The following is an 18,278-nucleotide window of genomic DNA, read 5'->3' on the forward strand; positions in this document are numbered from 1 at the left end:
CAAGGCTTATCATCCCTGCGATATTTGAGGTCTCCGGGTTGCTAAGCCTTGCTGCCGCCGGCGCTCTTGGTGACATTCCTGCTTTGCGCAGTGGGTGACATTTCTGGATGGTTGCAACATCTGTGCGGCGCGGCAGATTCTAAACTGGGTTGCGACAAATCCCCTATCTTGCTGGAAAGCAAGGAGAACGGACAATGGCTCACACAGAACTGGATTTGCTTGAAAGACGCACGATTGAGGACATGTTGAACGCGAAGATGCCGGTGAGCAAGATCGCGTCCGAAATTGGCAGACACCGCTCGACGGTCTATCGCGAAATCAAGCGCAACGCCTTCACGGACGATGAATTGTCGTATCTGAATGGCTATTACGGGGTGAATGCGCAAAAAACAGCAGCGGCCAGGCGCGCACGTCGACGCAAGCTGGTTCGCTTGGCAGACCTCCGCGACGCGGTAATTGCGCAGTTGAAGGAAGGCTGGTCGCCGGAACAGATCGCCGGGCGTCTTGGCTTCGAAAACCGCCCTGTGCGCGTAAGCCATGAAACGATCTATGCCTATATCTATGGCCCGAACGGACAATCCGAAGAATTGGCGCGCTATCTCCCAAGCCGCCGCAAGAAACGCAAACCGCGCTACGCTCGCAGGTCCCGCGGTCAGGTCTTTCCGCCAGAACGGTCCATTCATCAGCGTCCTGACTACGTGAAATCGCGAGAAACATTCGGGGACTGGGAGGGTGATCTGATGATCTTCGAGCGCGCTCAGGGCAAGATGAACGTCGCGTCTCTGGTCGAGCGCAAGACCCGGTATGCCGTGTTGTTCCGCAACAACGACCGCAGCTCGACCCACGTCATGCGGAAGTTGATGGATGTGATGGAGCCCCTGCCCCAGCCGGCACGCCGCTCAATCACCTTCGACCGTGGCTTCGAGTTCCGCGAGTGGCGCAGGCTCAGGCCAGGTATCGGGACGGATGCCTGGTTCTGCGATCCCCAAGCCCCTTGGCAGAAGGGTTCGGTTGAAAACCTGAACAAACGCGCGCGTCGGTACCTGCCTCGGGACACGCAAGTGGCGGCGCTCTCAAATCGCTATATGAAGGCGATTTGCGACCGCCTGAACGGCACCCCCAGAAAGTGCTTGGGTTGGAGAACCCCGACCGAAGCCTTCAGAGAAGAGCTCATGAAACTGAGATAGTGGAAACCGTCGCAACGACCCTTGAGCCTTCACGCGCGCCCGGTCTCAGGCGGCGCTGCGCACGCTTTGAACAATGCTGTCGAGCACCTTGTCGAGCAGGACCATGTCTTCGGCCTCGCCCATCACGCGGATCACCGGCTCGGTGCCGGATTTGCGGATCAGCAGCCGGCCTGCCGTGCCCAGGGCGGTTTCGCCTGCCGCGATCGCCTCTTGCACGGCCTCGGTCTCCAGCGGTGCGCTGCCCGGTGCAAACCGCACATTGACCAGCTTTTGCGGCACCGGTTCGAACACGCGGGCCAGTTTGCTGGCCGTCTTGCCGGTCTCGACCATCGCGGCAAGGAATTGCAGCCCGCCGATCAGCCCGTCGCCGGTGGTGGCGTAATCGCTCAGCACCAGATGGCCCGACTGTTCGCCGCCCAGATTGAAATCGCCCGCGCGCATGCGCTCGACCACATGGCGATCCCCGACGTCGGTGCGTTCCAGCCCGATGCCGCGCGTGGCCAGAAACCGTTCCAGCCCGAGATTGGACATCACCGTCGCCACCAGCGCCCCGCCCCGCAGCCGCCCGGCCTCGGCCCAGCGAGAGGCGATCAGCGCCATGATCTGGTCGCCGTCGGCCACCTGCCCGGCCTCGTCCAGCACGATCACCCGGTCGGCATCGCCATCAAGGCAGATGCCCACATCGGCGCGGGTCTCGCGCACCCGGCGCGCTGCCGCCTCCGGGTGGGTCGAGCCGCATTCGGCGTTGATGTTGAAGCCATCGGGCTCCACCCCCATCGGGATCACCTCGGCGCCCAGCTCCCATAAGACGGCGGGTGCTGTGCGATAGGCCGCGCCATTGGCGCAATCGACCACGATGCGCAGCCCGTCGAGCCGCCGCCCGGCGGGAAAGGTCGTCTTGGCATATTCGATATAGCGCCCGCGCGCGTCCTCGAACCGCTTGGCCCGTCCGATCGAATCGGGCCGGGCCGGTGCGACACCGGCATTGAACAGGCGGGTGATCTCGGCCTCGGCGGCATCCGACAGCTTGAACCCGTCGGGGCCAAAGAACTTGATCCCGTTGTCATGCGCCGGGTTGTGGCTGGCCGAAATCATCACCCCCACGTCGGCGCGCAGCGAATGGGTCAGATAGCCCACCGCCGGGGTCGGCACCGGCCCCAGCAGAAAGACATTCATCCCGGTCGAGGTGAAGCCCGCGGTCAGCGCGGTTTCCAGCATATAGCCCGACAGCCGCGTGTCCTTGCCGATCACCACCCGGTGCTCCTGCTTGTCGGCGCGGAAATACCGCCCCGCCGCCGCCGCCAGCCGTAGCGCCGCATCCGCCGTCATCGGCCAGGAATTCGCCAGCCCGCGCACGCCGTCGGTGCCGAAAAGTCGCTCTGCCATCGCTCACATCCCCTTGCCGCACCGCGCCGGCCATTGTCTCTACGGCCCCCCGTCTATACGTATTGCGCCGGAACGCCAAGTTGCGGGAAACGATGCGCGAGGGAACACTCATGAAGGTACTTGTCACCGGAGGAGCGGGCTATATCGGCTCTCACACGCTGATCGAACTGCGGGCGCAGGGCCATGAGGTCTTTGTCGTCGACAACTTCGACAATTCCTCGCCCGAGGCGCTGGTTCGGGTCGGAGAACTGGTGCAGCAGGACATCCCCTATGCCGAGATGGATATCCGCGACACCGACGCCCTGGGCGCGCTGATGGAGCGCGAGCGCCCCGAGGCGGTGGTCCATTTCGCCGGGCTCAAGGCGGTGGGCGAATCCGAGCAAAAACCGCTGCTGTATTACGACGTCAACATCGCCGGCACGGTGAGCCTGTTGCAAAGCATGCGGCGTGCCGAGTGTCGCCGCATCGTGTTCTCCTCCTCCGCCACGGTCTATGGCGTGCCGCAATACCTGCCATTCGACGAGGCGCACCCCTGTGCCCCCAACAATGTCTATGGCCAGACCAAATACATGGCCGAACAGATCATCACCGACTGGCAGCGCGCCACCCCGGGGTCTGCGGCGGTGCTGCTGCGCTATTTCAACCCGGTCGGGGCCCATGTCTCGGGGCGGATCGGCGAGGATCCCAGCGATATTCCCAACAACCTGATGCCCTTCGTGGCGCAGGTGGCGATCGGTCGGCGCGACAGGTTGTCGGTCTTTGGCGATGATTACGACACCCCCGACGGCACCGGGGTGCGTGACTATATCCATGTGACAGATCTGGCCCGCGCCCATAGCGCCGCGCTGGAGTATGCCGCCCGTGAGCCCGGCACCGAGATCTTCAATGTCGGCACCGGTCAGGGCTATTCCGTGCTGGAGATGATCGCCGCCTTTGCCCGCGCCTCGGGCCGCGAGATCCCGCATGAGATCGCGGATCGCCGCCCCGGCGACATCGCCACTTCGCTGGCCGATCCGGCCCGGGCCAATCGGCTGCTCAACTGGCGCGCCGCGCATGGGCTGGATGAGATGTGCGCCAGCACCTGGGCCTGGCAGTCAGGCAATCCGCAGGGCTATGGCGCCTGAGCTGTCGGCGGCTATCTACGTAAACTGGGCTTCATAAACGGGGCTTTGTAAACCAAGCTGCCGCAAACGCGATCAGGACACGAAAAAAGGCAGGCCGCATTGGCCTGCCTTGATTTCATCACACCAGCCCCCGAGGGGGTCGCACCGAATCAGTTGGTGGTGGTGGTGGTCGTGGTGCCGCTTTCGTCGTCATTGGAAACGATCAGGCCCATACCGAGCACGCCCAAGCCGATTGCGGCCAGCGTGGTGGTGGTCAGCGTGGTGCCCCCGACCACGACAACGTTGCCCCCGGCTGCCGGCGGCGCCGGCGGCGTGGTCTGGGCAATGGCGGCGGTCGACAGGCCGAAGGTGGCGGCGACCAGTGCGGCAATCATCTTGTTCATAATACAAAACCTCATTGGCTGATTTAGCTTAATTTGTAGCGCAGTTTTGACACCATATCAACGCGCAGCATCATTCCCGTCCCCCACACAGGCGCTTTTCTTCCCGGCGGGCGGCTCTTGTGCCTATTTTACCAGCCGGCGCAGGCTGAGATACCCCAGATGCGGACCGGCCCATTGGCGTGATTTCCAGATGATGCCGGCGCGCGGATCGGTCCAGTAGTCATTCACCACCCGACCGCCGCCGCCTTCGCAGCGCTGCTGCAGATGGTGGGTGGCGTGGCGCCTCTCGACGATCTCGATGGTTTCGGGGCCCAGATCGACCAGCTCGCAGCTCAACGTCAGGGCGGTTTCGCGATAGTCGAGGTTGCGAATCATCTGCAGGTGTTCGCCGCCGCTGGCCGGGCCGGGCTGCCCGTCCACCACCTGCACCGCGCTGGAGAGCAGATCCCCGCCCAGCCCCCGTGTGGCGATCAGCACGCCGTTGCGCAGGCTGAGGGTCACGTTGCTGTCCTCGGTGTTCCATTGCTCGATCCGGCCGGGGCTGCTGTCGCTACGCTCCAGCGTGCGGAACAGAAACGCCCAGTCATCGCGTCGTTCTACCGTCACCTCCAGCACCGGCACTGTGACCGTGTCCAGCGCCGCGCGGGTGAGCGGCGGGCGCGTTGGCGCGGCGGTACCGCGGGCCTTGCGCGCGATCTGCCCGACCGAACCGCGCGCCGCGTTCAGCAGTTGCAATTGCGTCGGTGGCGCGTCGGTGCCGCGACTACAGCCCGCCAGCGCCAGCAGCGCCGCGGCCCCCAGCCCGGCGAGACGCCGCAGCAGACGATTGCGGCTCATTCCCAGACCCTCGCCCATTCCGCCTCCAGCCCGCTGCGATGCGCCTCACGTACCTGATCATACAGTCGGCCCGGCACATGCACCCGCTGGCCACCGTCGCGCTGCACCGGTCGAATCACCAGCCCCAGCCCGGCGCGGCTGGGCTTGCCCAGCAGCGAACTCAACGGGATGCGGAACCGCAGACCCTTGTCGAACGAGCCTTCCCCGAAATCCGCCGCCGAGACATTGGTCTGGCTGAAGAAGCCGCCAAAGCTCCAGCCATTGGCAAAGGTCCGGTCGATCGAGAAGGTGGCCCCGACATCCCCGGCCAGATAGCGCCCGACATCGACCTGCGCCGCATAGCCCTTGCCCAGATCCAGATAGGCCGAGGCATGGCCGGTGAACACGTCGTAATCCTGGAAGCCAAAGCGCTGGTCGTAATCACGCTGGATCACGTAATTACCCTCCAGCCCCAGTCCCAGACGGCTGCCCACCGGTTTCCACAGGATTTCCCCCGAGAGCCCGCCATACATCGCTTCGAAATAGCCCAGGCTCAGCCGCGCATAAAGGTTGCGACCCGGCCGCCATTGCCGTGCCACATACAGGTTTTCCAGCGTGGTGGCCTCCTGCGCGTACAGCGTGGCGTCGGTGCGCACATGCGCCAGCACCGAATTCGACAACCGCCCGTCCTTGATATTGCCCCAGACCCGCTGGCGCAGCTTGCCCGAAATCCGCCAGCCCGGCGCCGGGCGGTAGGTGGCGCGCAGGTCGACCCCCAGATCCAGCCGGAACGGCAGCGAGGGGTCGAAATAGGACGGCGAGGCGTATTGCACCACAGACCAGCTGAAATCAGGATACAGCCCGGGGCCGGCCATCGCCGTCGGGCCCGGCTTGCCCGCGGCGTCGGCAAAGCCGGCCACCGCCAGCAGCGCGGCGCTGCTGCGGGGATCGAATTCCAGCGCCTCCAGATCCGAGCGCCGCAGAATCACCGCCGAAAGCGCCATACCGTCCGAGACCGGCACCAGCCGGAAGGTCTCGACCGAGGCCGGCATGGTTGCCGCCAGCGCCCGCGCGGCGCGGCCCACGGCCGCCGCCTGCGCGGTATAGCGTGGGTTGCGATAGCGCAGTTCGGCCGTCTCGGCGCCCACCTCCAGCGATTCAAGCACCAGCCCGTCGCGTTTGAGAGTCTCGGCCAGCCGCGCGCGCAGGCCCTGCAAGGTCTCGCCGCTGTCCACCCAGGCGGTGTCCCAGCTTTCAGGCGGGCCGGCCCACTGCTCACGCGGCTGCACCGGATAGGGCGCGGGCACCGCCAGCCGGGTGACCGGGTGGCGCGGGTTGAGCTGGATCTGCGCCGACAGCCCGATCTCGGACCCATACAGGTAATAGGCCCCCAGCCGGGTCGCGGGCTTCCACTGGTATTCGACCCCGAAATTGAATGGCGAGCGCCGGGTGAACGACGAAGTCGTCTGCGTCTCGGTGACGTAAGTATCCGAGGAATATTCCAGCTTCAGCCCCAGCTTGTCGTTGGGGCGCCACTCGAGGCCGCCGAACAGCGCATAGGGTCCGCGAAACCACTGGTCATAGGAGGGCTCACCGCCGCGGCTGGTGGCGCCGGAATAGGTTGGGCGGCGGCCCAGAGAGCCGATGCTGTTATAAGAGCCCAACCGCCCCCAGCCGACACCGCCGGTGAGCATCAACCGCCCGCCGTCGCGCGCCAACCCACCCCAAGCCGGGGTGCGAAAGCTTTTGCTGGCAACGATATATTCCGCCCCGAACAGGCCGGTGCCGCTGAAATCCTGCAACCCCAAAGCAACCTGTGGCCGATAGCGCCCCTCGCGCCAAAGCCGGAAGCGGACATCGAAACTGCGGTCGTAATAGGTCTTGAACCCGAACAGGTTCAGGTTCCGCATCTGGTGATAGCGAAAGCTCCCCGACATCCAGGGCGTGGCCTGAAAGGTCAGGGTGATCCGGTTCTGGCCGCCGAACCCGGACAGGGTGGTGGCAAAGGTGCCGTCTGGCAACATCTCGGCCGAGGGCATGTCGATGCCACCGGGCGAGCCGTAAAAGTTCAGGCTGGTGGCGGGCAGCGGGGTAAAGCTGGGCTCCTCCGAGCCGATATCGGGCGGCAGGGCGCCGTCCTCGGCCAGATTTTGGCTGATACCCTGTGTCGCAACGGCTCCCGCCAGCACCACGGCCGCCGCCGCCGCCCGCAACAGGGCGGCTCCGGATCGGCGGCAGCGGAGAATCGGCTGGGACATGGGTTTGACCTGTTGCAACGGTTCTGACGGGTTAGACCATAAAGCCGCAAAGCGGATCAACGCCAACCGCCCCCGCGACGGCGCAGGCCGGACCGGGCGCGGCTTTGCGGTGACAGGTCGCCTGAGGGCGACACAAGCGGGGCAAGACCGGGAAACGACAGCAGAACAGGTGGGAGAACAGGCGATGGGGCGCCTCACAGGCGTTTGCGCCCGGCCCCGTTTTCGCCATAGCCCTCGACCCAGCGGGCGATCAGGGCGCGGGCCGCGCCCTCGTCGCCGCTGGCCAGCGCCTGGCGCAGCCCGCGCAACAGGCTCGCCACCTCGATTTCGGACAGGTGCTTTTCATGCGTGCAGAAGATTTTCTGATAGCGGGTGCCGATCAGATCGCCGTTCAGCGTCAGCTCCTCCTCCAGCTTTTCGCCGGGGCGCAGCCCGATGATCTCGATCTCGATATCGCCATCGGGATTGACCTCGTCGCGCACGCTATAGCCGGCGCTTTCGATCACCTGACGCGCCAGCTGCAGGATCGGCACCGGCTTACCCATATCAAGCACAAAAACCTCGCCGCCCTGCGCCACCGCCCCGGCCTTGAGCACCAGCTGCACCGCCTCGCGGATGGTCATGAAGAAGCGTTTGACGCGCACGTCGGTCACCGTCACCGGGCCGCCACGGCTGACCTGGTCCTGAAACAGCGGCACCACCGAGCCAGACGAGCCCAGCACATTGCCGAACCGCACCATGGTGAACACCGTCTCAGCATGCCGGGTGGCCAGGTCCTGCACCACCAGCTCGGCCATCCGCTTGCTGGCCCCCATCACATTGGCCGGCCGCACCGCCTTGTCCGACGAGATCAGGATGAAACGCTCCACCCCTGCCGCCGACGCTTCGCGCGCCAGCGTCCGGGTGCCAAGGACATTGTTGGCCAGACCGGGCAGCGGGTTGGCCTCGACCAGCGGCACATGCTTATAGGCCGCCGCATGCAGCACCACCTGCACGTGATGGTCCGCCAGCACCTTGCGCACCTGACGGGCATCGGTGACCGATCCCAGCACCGGCACGATCTCGACCCCCATCCCCTCGGTGAGGTGGGTCAGCTCCTGATGCACGGTATAGAGCGCCAGTTCCGACAGTTCATAAAGCACCAGCCGCGTCGGCCGGCAGTTCATAATCTGGCGACACAGTTCCGAACCAATCGAGCCGCCGGCGCCAGAGACCAGCACGCTGCGCCCGACATAGCTTTGGCAGGCTTTCTCCAGCCCGCCATCGGCGGATTTGCGGCCCAGAAAGTTCTGCGGCGCCACCGGGGTCAGCTTGTCGATCAGCGCCTCTTCACCGATCAGCTGCGCGAACGAGGGCAGCACCTGCACCTCCAGCCCCATCTTTTGCAGCCGCCGGGCAATCTGTGCCTGTTTCGGGGGCGACAGCGAGGGCATCGCCAACACCACCCGGCTGATCCGACGATCCCGCACCAACTGGGTGATGCGCGCCGGCGGATGTACCGGCAACCCGGCCAGCAGCATGCCCTGCAGCGAGGTGTTGTCATCGACAAAGGCGACCGGATCGATGCTGTCATGGGCGCTCAACGCCTGCGCCAGCTGGGTGCCGGTGGTGCCGGCCCCATAGATCAGCACCCGGCTGCGCGGCTCTGCCCGGCGATACATCGCAGTTACCACCTGCAGCAGCACGATCCGCACCGCCACCACGAAGATGAAATAGCACAGCCCAAAGATCACATGGGTGCCGATCGGCAGCTTCAGCCCGGCGATCCACGACAGCCCCGCCAGTGCGACCGAGAGCCCCAGCGCATAAAGTGCGGTCAGGCCGATGCCGAATCGCTCATAGGCTTTCAGCTGGATATTGGGCAGGCCCAGCGATTTCGACAGCGCCGCCGCGATCAACAGCAGATAGGGCAGGATCGGCAGGCTGACCCGCAGCGTCTCCAGCGCCGAGGTGGGCAGCACCTGCACCCCATAGGTCAAAATCAGCGCAGCCGGGATCAGCGCCAGGTCGATGCCCAGAAACACATAAGCCCGCTGGCTGCGCGACAAGGCGCTGAGCAGTTTCAGCATGTATTGCCACTCCCCGGACACCGCATCTTCATGATCGAAATCTGGTTATAGTCCAAATGGCGGGGCCGCCCGTCTTCACGGGTCATAATGACCCCGAGTATCAACCCTTTTACGGGAATGTCAAAATCCGCCAAGCAAAACACCACCGGTCCCCCAGACACCACCGGTCCCGAAGAGACCGGTGGCACAGCAGGCCCCCCCTGACCCAGTACTGGCCCAGATAGGCGACCAAGACGGCCAACCAGCCCGCCGCTTCGCCTATTGGGCGGCCTTGCCGAGTTGGACCACCTCGGCGAGATAACTTGCCAGCTCTTCGCGCAGGTCGTCACGGGCCAGCGCGAAGGCCACCGTTGCCTGCAGGAACCCCGCCTTGGAGCCGCAATCGAACCGCTGGCCGCGGAAGCGATAGCCATAGACCGGCACGTCGTTCGCGATATCCTCGGCGATCGCGTCGGTCAGCTGGATCTCGCCCCCGGCCCCACTGCGCATCCGGTTGAGGTTGCGCAGCACCGAAGGCGCCAGAATGTAACGCCCGATCACCGCCAGGTTCGACGGGGCCGTGCCCAATTCCGGTTTTTCCACCATGCCGCGGGCGCGCACCACGCTGCCCATGTCCTCGGCCACGTCGAGCACGCCATAGGAACTGGCCTTTTCGGGCGGCACCTCCATCGCGGCCACCATGTTGCCGCCGGTTTCCTCATAGGCTTCGATCATCTGGCCCAGACAGGGGGTTTCCGCCGCGATCACATCGTCGGGCAGGATCACCGCGAAGGGCTCGTTGGCGATCAACCGCCGGGCGCACCAGACCGCATGACCCAGACCCAGCGCCTTGTGCTGGCGCACATAGGCGATCTCGCCCGAGTCCATGTTGCTCGCCTTCAGCTCTGCCAGCAGCGCTTCCTTGCCCTGCTTCTTCAGCTGCTGTTCCAGCATCGGCGCGTGGTCGAAATAATCCTCCAGCGCCGTTTTCCCGCGCGAGGTCACGAAGATGAATTCCTTGATCCCCGCCTCGCGCGCCTCGTCGATCGCGTATTGCACCAGCGGGCGGTCCACCAGCGTCATGATTTCCTTGGGCACCGATTTCGTTGCCGGCAGAAACCGCGTTCCCAGACCCGCGACCGGAAAGATCGCCTTCGTTACTTTTTTACGCATGAATCCCTCAATTCAAAAGGCTCTCGGTTCAAAAACTTTTCCCACTTCGGGTCACATCCATCCCACCTGGCCCCCCTGAGCAGGCTCTCGATGTGTACCCTCCCGTCCGGGGTGAGGCAATCACCTGACATGGACAACCGCCGGTTCGGCTCATTCTCGCCCGGCGTGTGCCTCATCCTTCATCCCGTTTTGCCGTCCAGTCTCCCCTGCAACCTGCCACCCGCGCCGTCACCGGCCGCGGCGGAACAGGTTGCCGATGGTCTGGAATACCAGATCAAAGTCATAACAGATACTCTGATGGCGCTGATAGACCAGATCGAGCCGTGCCTTGGCCGGCACGCAGATCCGGGAATAGACCGCGTCGGTGTCCTCCGGGGTGGCGCAGCGCTGCAACAGCGCCGCCTCGTGCCGGTGATAGGTGATCGAGGCCAGCCCGGTGACCCCCGGGCGCGATTTCAGCACCTCGGCATAAAGCGCCGGATGACGCTCGACATATTGGCGCAGCGGCGGGCGCGGCCCGACAAAGCTCAGATCGCCTTTGAGGATGTTCCACAGTTGCGGCAGCTCATCCAGCCGCTTTGATCGCAGCCAGGCCCCCGTGGCAGTGATGCGCGCGGTCTTGTCGCCGCCCGAAACCCCGGTATCGGCCTCCACCTCCCGCATGGTCCGCAGCTTCAGCAGCATGAAGGGCGTATCCACCCCTTTCATCCGCTCGGCGACATAGAACAGCGGCCGCCCCTCCTTCCACAACAGCCATGCCAGCAGCGCCAGCAGGACGGGCCCCAGAAGCACCACCAGCAGCGAGGCAAAGAACAGATCGAAGATGCGTTTGCGCCAGGTCATGGATGCGCGGCCAAAGGGCGTTTCATGGCTTGGGGTTTTGCGCCAAGTTGCGCCCTTCGGCAACCATGTTCTGCGCCCGCCCGGCAGCGGGGTCGAGCGGCACCAGCCGGGCCAGCGCCGTGACATCAAGCGCCACCTCCGGGATCGCCGCCACTGGCGCCGGGCGCGGCACCCAGGCCAGACCCGCCGCATCCAGCAGCGCGCCCATCTCCACCACGCCCGGCGCCGCAATGTTGAGCGTCCCCGGCAGATCACCCGCGCCCGCCGCGCGGGTGGCGAGATCCGCCAGCACATGCGCCAGCGTCACCGGGCCGATATAGCTGCGCCGCGGGGTGCGCCCGTCGGCGAAACGATCCAGCGTGAATCCCGGACGCCAGCCGCCCAGGATCGCATCCGCCCCGGCCACATTGCCGATCCGCAGCGCGGTGACAGGAACACCCAGCCGTGCCCCCAGATCGGTGGCGCGGCGTTCCATCTCGGCTTTGGCGCGGCCATAATCATTGATCGGTGCCAGCGGGGCGGCTTCAGACAACAGCCCGCCCTGGGCACCGTAAACCGCCGCCGAGGAGGCCAGCAGCACCGGACGCGTCGCAGCGGCCCCGGCGCGCACTGCCGCCAGCGCCAGGGCTATATTGTCGGCCATATCCGCCCCCCGCGCCGCCGCTGCCGGGGTGACTCCGGCCAGACATAAAATCGCCTCTGCCCGCGCCGCCGCCGCCGCCAACGCCGCCGGGTCGCTCCGCGGATCGAACTGCACCCAGCCCGCCTGCGGCGCCGGCGCCACCGAGGACCGGGCCTGCCACAGCCCCTGCCCCGCAGGCCAGACCCGGCGCAGCATCACCCCGATCCGCCCGGTGGCCCCCAGGACCAGAATCGGCCCCAGAATCCGTGGAAAATTCATCTTCGCGCCCCTTCTCATCACCGTAACGGTTGACCCCCCACAGGGGGGCAGTATCTTGCAAATGGGAAATTACAACGGTTTTCCCAGATATGAATTTCCCGAAACAGGCAGGCCCCAAGTAGATGCGCACAGCTCTCAACATTCTCGTGACCCTGGGGCTGGTGGCCCTCACCGCCGCCTGCACCGCCCGCGGTCGGCTGCCCGGCGGCGCGCCGGTGCGCGAAGAGGTGCTGCGCAAATCCGCCAATGAAACCCCTGATTTCGCCGTCTACGAGGTCACCCGCGCCTTTCTGCCCACCGTCGTGCAATGGCCGGAAACCGGGCCGCAGGAACGGCTGGGCTGGATCAGCACCAGCCGCGGCCCCGGCACCCAGATCATCCAGCCCGGCGATCTGCTCAATATCCGCATCTGGGACAGCAGCGATGATTCCCTGCTGACCGCGCCCGAGCAGAAAGACGCCCGGATGGATGCGCTCAAGGTCGCCGCCAATGGCACCATCTTCATGCCCTATGTCGGCGACATCACCGTCAGCGGGCTGACCCCGGATCTGGCCCGGGCCGAGTTGCAAAGCGCGCTGGAGTCGATCGTGCCCTCGGCCCAGGTGCAGCTCAACATGGCCGAGGGGCGGGCCAATTCGGTCGATCTGGTCGGCGGGGTGGACACCCCCGGCAGCTATCCGATGCCCGACCGCAATTATACCGTGCTCAGCCTGCTGGCCGCCGGCGGTGGGGTCCAGGGCAACCTGACAAACCCGCAAATCCGGCTGATGCGGGGCAGCGGGATCTACGGCACCTCGGTCGAGACACTGCTGAACAATCCCCGGCTCGACACCCGCCTGCGCGGAGGCGACCGGGTCTTTGTCGAGGCCGATACCCGCTATTTCCTTTCCTTCGGCGCCGCCGGAACCGAGGCGATGCACCCGTTCACCAAGGACAAGGTCTCGGCGATGGACGCGGTCTCGATCATGGGCGGGGTGAATGACGGCAAGGCCGATCCGCAGGGGTTGCTGATCCTGCGCGAATATCCCGGCTCGGCCACCCGCCCCGGCAACCGTGGCCCGCGCCAGACCCGGGTGGTCTTCACCGTCGATCTGACCAGCGCCGACGGGCTGTTCTCGGCGCGCAACTTCCCGATTCAACCCGGCGATCTGGTGGTGGCCACCGAATCTCCGATCAACGACGCCCTCACCATCTCCAACATCTTCGGCAACTTCTTCGGGGTGTTCAGCCGCGCCGGGGTGATCTGACTGGCGTGACAGCCGCCGCATGACAAAAGGCCCGGGCGCTCCCTTCGCCCGGGCCTTTTTGCCGCGACCAGATCAAAGCCCAGATCAAAGCACTGTCAAATCGAAGCTCTGCCCGCTCAGTCCAGCAGGCTCGCCAGATAGGTGCCATAGCTGTTCTTGGCGAACATCGCGGCCCGCGCCGCCAGATCCTCGGCGCTGATCCAACCCTGGGTATAGGCGATCTCGTCCGGGCAGCCGACCTGCAGCCCTTGGCGTTCCTCCAATGTGCGCACGAAATTGCCCGCGTCCAGCAGGCTGGCATGGGTCCCGGTATCAAGCCAGGCATAGCCGCGCCCCATGGTCTCGACCCGAAGCAGCCCCTCCGCGAGATACATCCCCAGAAGCGAGGTGATCTCCAACTCGCCGCGCGGCGAGGGTGCCACCGCGCGGGCGCGCTCGGATGCGGTTTCGTCAAGGAAATAAAGCCCGGTGACCGCATAGTTCGAGGGCGGAACCTCTGGTTTCTCGATGATCTCGCGCACGGCGCCGGTCTTGTCAAAGCCCACCACGCCATAGCGTTCGGGATCGGCCACGTGATAGCCAAAGACGGTGCCGCCGGTCTCTTGCGCATCGGCCCGCGCCATCAGCTCCGGCAAGCCGTGGCCGAAAAAGATATTGTCGCCCAGCACCATCGCGCTGGGGGCGCCCTGCAGAAACTCTTCGGCCAGGATATAGGCCTGCGCCAGCCCGTCGGGGCTGGGTTGCTCCACATAGCTCAGTGACACCCCCCACTGGCTGCCATCGCCCAACGTGCGTTCAAATTGCGCCCGGTCCTGCGGCGTGGTGATCATGCAGATCTCGCGGATCCCGGCCAGCATCAACGCGCTCAGCGGGTAATAGATCATCGGCTTGTCATAGACCGGCAGCAGCTGTTTGCTCAGCCCCATGGTGATCGGGTACAGCCGGGTACCAGAGCCGCCGGCCAGAATGATGCCCTTGCGCTTGCGCATGTCATGTCTCTCCAAGATCTTTCAAAATATCCGTGAGCCCGCGCCGCCAGTCCGGGCGGGAAAGGCCGAAAACAGTCTCTAACGTGGCGCAATCAAGCCGGGAATTGAGCGGGCGCGCCGCCGGGGTGGGATAGGCGGATGTGGGAATATCGCGCACTGCGCAATTGATGCCGGCCTGCGCGAAGATCTCGCGCGCGAAGCCGGCCCAGCTGACATCCGGGGCGCCGGAAAAATGATAGGTCCCGCGTTTTTCAGGCTCTGATCCGAGGGTTTCGGTCATATGCACACAGGCCGCCGCGATATCCGCCGCCGGGGTCGGCCCGCCGATCTGATCGGCCACGATAGTGAGCGTCTCGCGTTCTTTCCCCAACCGCAACATGGTCTTGATGAAATTACTGCCATGCGCCGACACCACCCAGGAGGTGCGCAGCACTGCATATGCGCCACCTGCCGCGCGCACCCCCGCCTCGCCCACCAGCTTGGAACGGCCATAGGCGTTGAGCGGCGCCACCGGATCGCCCACGTGCCAGGGCGTCTCGCCAGAGCCGTCAAACACGTAATCCGTCGAGATCTGCACAAAGGGCACGCCCAACCCGGCACAGGCCGCCGCCATGGCCGCCGGGGCAGCACCGTTGATCGTGGTGGCCAGCGCCTCCTCACCCTCGGCGCGGTCCACCGCCGTATAGGCGGCGGCGTTGATCACCGCGCGCGGGGCGTGGGCGCGGATCGCTTCGGCGCAGGCGGCAGGATCGAACAAATCGGCCTCGGCGCGGGACAGAAACCGCGCGCCGGGGTCCAGCCGCTGCAGCTCGCGCGCCACCTGACCGGTTTTTCCGAACACCAGCAACCCGGTCACGCCTTGACCCCCAACCGCTCGCCAACACCGGCGCGCGCCTGCAATGGGCGCCACCAAGCCTCGTTGTCGAGATACCATTGCACGGTGCGCGTCAGCCCCTCCTCGACCGTCACGGAAGGGCGCCAGCCCAGCTCCTGCCGGATGCGGCTGGGGTCGATCGCATAGCGCGCATCATGGCCGGGGCGATCGGTGACGAAGGTGATCTGATCGGTGTAGCTTCCCGCCGGTTTCGGCCGCAACGCATCAAGAATACCGCACAGCGTTTGCACCAATTCCAGATTGCTGCGCTCGTTCTCGCCACCGATATTATAGGATCGGCCCAGCCGCCCCTTTTGCAGCACGGTGAGCAGCGCCTCGGCGTGATCCTCCACATAAAGCCAGTCGCGCACGTTGGAGCCATCGCCGTAGATCGGCAACGCCTTGCCCGCCAGCGCATTGAGGATGATCACCGGGATCAGCTTTTCGGGGAAATGATAGGGCCCGTAATTGTTCGAGCAATTGCTCAGAACCACCGGCAGACCGTAGGTCTCGTGCCAGGCCCGCACCAGGTGATCCGAGCTCGCCTTGGAGGCCGAATAGGGGCTGCGCGGATCATAGGGGGTGTCCTCGGTGAATTTCACCGACGGGTCGGCGGGCAGCGAACCATAGACCTCGTCAGTCGAGATATGGTGAAACCGAAACCCCTGCGGCTTGCCCTGCCCGATCCAATAGGCGCGGGCCGCCTCCAGCATGTTGTAGGTGCCGGTGATATTGGTCTCGATGAAATCCCCTGGCCCGTCGATCGAGCGATCGACATGGCTCTCCGCCGCCAGATGCATCACCGCATCCGGCTGATGCGCGGCAAAGGCGGCATCAAGCGCGGCGCGGTCGCGGATATCGGCCTGCACAAAGGCGTACAGCGGGCTGCCCGCGACGCTGGCCACATTGTCGAGACAGGCGGCATAGGTCAGCGCGTCAAGATTGACCACCCCATGACCCGCTGCAATCGCATGGCGCACCAACGCCGAGCCGATGAAGCCCGCGCCCCCCGTCACCAGAATTTTCATGATGTCTTACCCTTCATAAACAAACGGGCTGTCGAACGCGGCAAAGCTTTGCGCGGCGGCGTCCTTGTCGCTCAGCACCGGGGCACCACCCAGCCCCCAATCGATGCCGATATCGGGATCATCAAACCGCACCGCCCCGTCGCAATCGGGCGCATAGTAATCGGTGCATTTGTAACAGATCTCGGTTGCCGGTTCGCGGGTGGCAAAGCCATGCAGAAAGCCCGCCGGCACCAGCAATTGCTTGCCGTTCTGCGCCGAGAGCTCAACCCCGACCCAATGGCCATAGGTCGGACTGCCTTTGCGCGCATCCACTGCCACATCATAAAGCGCCCCGCGCCCGCAACGCACCAGCTTGTCCTGGGCATGGGGCGGCGCCTGGAAATGCAACCCCCGCACGGTGCCCGGCTGCATCGACAGCGAATGATTGTCCTGCACGAAATCCAGGTCGAGCCCGGCCTCTTGCATCCGTTTGCGGTTCCAGCTTTCGCAGAAAAAACCGCGCGCATCGCCAAACCGCTGCGGCGTCAGGATCAGCAGCCCCGGCAACGGTGTCTTTTCAATCTGCATGGCTATCCCTTGTTCCCTGCTGCACGGCTGGCAGCACTACAGGCCGAACACGACCAGAATATGGAAAAACCTCGACACCGCCCTCGACACCGCCGTGGTGCGCAGCACCGGGCCTGTGCGGCAGCGCGCATCGGGTCCGCTATGCCCCGCCCGCTCGTTTCTTGACCCAGCCCAGAAAGGCACCGTCGGGGCTGCGCAGGCGCGGCGCGCCGCTGCGGGCCCAGACCGCGCGCCAGTCGGCCTCCAACGCATAGACGTCGCGCCCCGGCATCAGGGCGCGGGCGGCCTCCAGCGCCTCCGTGCTCAGCCGTGGCGGGATCGCCGGCGCCTCGATCATCTGCGCCCTCGGGGTGAACCGGATCAGATCGCCGGGCTGCTCTTCCATCCTGTAATCGGGCAGGTGATCGGCCTCGATCATGTCGCGCAGCATGCGGCGGAACACCCGGCGCGGGCTGGCCGAGCCGGATTTCTTCAGCAACGTCTCGACCGACACGGTCCAACCCTCTTGTCGACCACAGTGCTTACGCGTCAGCTCGTAGATGCGCCGCTCCAGCGGTTTCCTCAGCCGGAAGTAATCGCGGCTGAGCGTCAGCACCGATTTCGACAGCACCGCGCGATACAGCCAATCGCTCAGCGTCACCGAGACCGACACCATGCGCCCGCCCCCCTTGGCGTTCTTGGGGGTGTTGCGCACGATCTCCCAGCTTTCGATCAAGCCAAACCCGGTCGTCGTCTCCTGCGTGCCGGTCACGATATTGGTGGTGATGCGGGTGCCCGCCAGCCGCTCGAACGCCTCGCGCAGCCGCCGATAGGCATCGCCCGAGGTTTCCCGGTTGGTGGCGATCAGCAGATCATGCGCCTTGAGATACAGCGTCCGGCTGACCTGTCGTCCGGCATTGATCGCCGCCATCAGCTGGCTGATGCAAAAGATCAGGATGTCCTTGTCGTGAATCGTCGCCAGCCCCTTCACGCTCGGGGTCACGGTGATCTCCACCCCATTATGGGCATAGGTCAGGATCCGCCGATCCGGCCGCGTGGCAAGCGAGAACAACGGGTGTTCCATGCTCGCCAGATCATCCTTCGGGATGGCATCGAAAACGTCGCAGAGAAAGAAATCCCCCTGCCGGTGACGGTCGGGCAACAGCCCCCCTGCCCCCCTGCTGATCGCCCTGCTCATGGTCGGTTTCCGACTCGCTGTTTTATCGTGGTTTCAATGACACTCAGCCTAAGGTTATCCACAGCCCCTCGCAACGGGGGTTCGGAATCGCAGCTTCGGGGGTTCAGAGTCATCCTATCGGGGGTTCAGATTCACTTGATCGCTCGTAAAATCCCAAAACCCCTTTGCCAACAGCAGCTTATCTGTCAGGCTGGTGTCGGGTAACTAATAGATAACACAAAAATAACTTACTAAAAAATTCTGGACGCCCTAAAACCCCTGCAGGCACCCAGCCTAT

The 18,278-nt window shown here is 64.9% G+C and carries 16 protein-coding genes; 3 read left to right on the forward strand and 13 right to left on the reverse strand.

The genetic code is table 11. The annotated features are described in order from the left end of the window. Positions 1-194: 194 nt before the first annotated feature. On the forward strand, positions 195-1,187 hold the full coding sequence (locus E1B25_RS20000; protein WP_132831357.1) for an IS30 family transposase: 993 nt from the start codon (positions 195-197) through the stop codon (positions 1,185-1,187). Positions 1,188-1,232: 45 nt separating this feature from the next. Here E1B25_RS20000 and glmM read toward each other — a convergent pair whose 3' ends face one another. Beyond that, positions 1,233-2,573: a phosphoglucosamine mutase gene (gene glmM, locus E1B25_RS20005; protein WP_132831358.1), complete on the reverse strand. Its 1,341-nt coding sequence runs from the start codon at positions 2,571-2,573 to the stop codon at positions 1,233-1,235. A gap of 110 nt (positions 2,574-2,683) precedes the next feature. Here glmM and galE point away from each other — a divergent pair, with 110 nt between their 5' ends. After that, on the forward strand, positions 2,684-3,697 hold the full coding sequence (gene galE / locus E1B25_RS20010; protein ID WP_132831359.1) for a UDP-glucose 4-epimerase GalE: 1,014 nt from the start codon (positions 2,684-2,686) through the stop codon (positions 3,695-3,697). 149 nt (positions 3,698-3,846) lie between these two features. Here galE and E1B25_RS20015 read toward each other — a convergent pair whose 3' ends face one another. The 7 genes from E1B25_RS20015 to E1B25_RS20045 all read right to left on the reverse strand — a co-directional run bounded on the left by E1B25_RS20015 (position 3,847) and on the right by E1B25_RS20045 (position 12,119). Next, the gene (locus E1B25_RS20015; RefSeq protein ID WP_132831360.1) at positions 3,847-4,080 is read right to left on the reverse strand and encodes a hypothetical protein; all 234 of its coding nucleotides are present in this window, start codon (positions 4,078-4,080) and stop codon (positions 3,847-3,849) included. Positions 4,081-4,203: 123 nt separating this feature from the next. Next, positions 4,204-4,917, reverse strand: a complete 714-nt coding sequence (locus E1B25_RS20020; protein WP_132831361.1) for a YjbF family lipoprotein — start codon at positions 4,915-4,917, stop codon at positions 4,204-4,206. Beyond that, the gene (locus E1B25_RS20025) at positions 4,914-7,154 is read right to left on the reverse strand and encodes a YjbH domain-containing protein (RefSeq protein WP_132831362.1); all 2,241 of its coding nucleotides are present in this window, start codon (positions 7,152-7,154) and stop codon (positions 4,914-4,916) included. The genes E1B25_RS20020 and E1B25_RS20025 overlap by 4 nt, the downstream gene beginning before the upstream one ends. Positions 7,155-7,348: 194 nt before the next feature. After that, on the reverse strand, positions 7,349-9,223 hold the full coding sequence (locus E1B25_RS20030) for a polysaccharide biosynthesis protein (protein ID WP_132831363.1): 1,875 nt from the start codon (positions 9,221-9,223) through the stop codon (positions 7,349-7,351). 258 nt (positions 9,224-9,481) lie between these two features. After that, positions 9,482-10,375 (reverse strand): UTP--glucose-1-phosphate uridylyltransferase GalU, encoded by an 894-nt coding sequence (gene galU, locus E1B25_RS20035; protein WP_132831364.1) that lies wholly within the window; start codon positions 10,373-10,375, stop codon positions 9,482-9,484. Positions 10,376-10,603: 228 nt separating this feature from the next. Further along, positions 10,604-11,218, reverse strand: coding sequence for a sugar transferase (locus E1B25_RS20040; protein WP_132831365.1), 615 nt, complete (start codon positions 11,216-11,218; stop codon positions 10,604-10,606). A gap of 22 nt (positions 11,219-11,240) precedes the next feature. Continuing rightward, the gene (locus E1B25_RS20045) at positions 11,241-12,119 is read right to left on the reverse strand and encodes an NAD-dependent epimerase/dehydratase family protein (RefSeq protein ID WP_245510792.1); all 879 of its coding nucleotides are present in this window, start codon (positions 12,117-12,119) and stop codon (positions 11,241-11,243) included. 122 nt (positions 12,120-12,241) lie between these two features. Between E1B25_RS20045 and E1B25_RS20050 the strand changes: the two genes are divergently transcribed. Next, entirely contained in the window at positions 12,242-13,366 is a 1,125-nt protein-coding gene (locus E1B25_RS20050) for a polysaccharide biosynthesis/export family protein (protein WP_132831367.1), read from the forward strand. Between the two features lie 116 nt (positions 13,367-13,482). On the opposite strand, the gene rfbA is transcribed toward E1B25_RS20050, so the two are convergent. From rfbA to E1B25_RS20075, 5 genes are all read right to left on the reverse strand, one after another. Next, positions 13,483-14,355 (reverse strand): glucose-1-phosphate thymidylyltransferase RfbA, encoded by an 873-nt coding sequence (rfbA, locus tag E1B25_RS20055; RefSeq protein WP_132831368.1) that lies wholly within the window; start codon positions 14,353-14,355, stop codon positions 13,483-13,485. A 1-nt stretch (position 14,356) separates the two neighbouring features. Continuing rightward, on the reverse strand, positions 14,357-15,211 hold the full coding sequence (rfbD, locus tag E1B25_RS20060; protein ID WP_245510793.1) for a dTDP-4-dehydrorhamnose reductase: 855 nt from the start codon (positions 15,209-15,211) through the stop codon (positions 14,357-14,359). Beyond that, a complete protein-coding gene (rfbB, locus tag E1B25_RS20065) occupies positions 15,208-16,257 on the reverse strand; it encodes a dTDP-glucose 4,6-dehydratase (RefSeq protein ID WP_132831370.1) in 1,050 nt (349 codons plus the stop codon). Before rfbB ends, rfbD begins: the two co-directional genes overlap by 4 nt. Before the next feature lie 6 nt (positions 16,258-16,263). Further along, positions 16,264-16,824 (reverse strand): dTDP-4-dehydrorhamnose 3,5-epimerase, encoded by a 561-nt coding sequence (rfbC, locus tag E1B25_RS20070; RefSeq protein WP_132831371.1) that lies wholly within the window; start codon positions 16,822-16,824, stop codon positions 16,264-16,266. Between the two features lie 139 nt (positions 16,825-16,963). Further along, positions 16,964-18,001, reverse strand: coding sequence for a replication initiator protein A (locus E1B25_RS20075; RefSeq protein ID WP_132831372.1), 1,038 nt, complete (start codon positions 17,999-18,001; stop codon positions 16,964-16,966). Between the last annotated feature and the right edge of the window lie 277 nt (positions 18,002-18,278).

The sequence above is a fragment of the Antarcticimicrobium sediminis genome (genome assembly GCF_004348975.1).
GTDB lineage: Bacteria > Pseudomonadota > Alphaproteobacteria > Rhodobacterales > Rhodobacteraceae > Antarcticimicrobium > Antarcticimicrobium sediminis.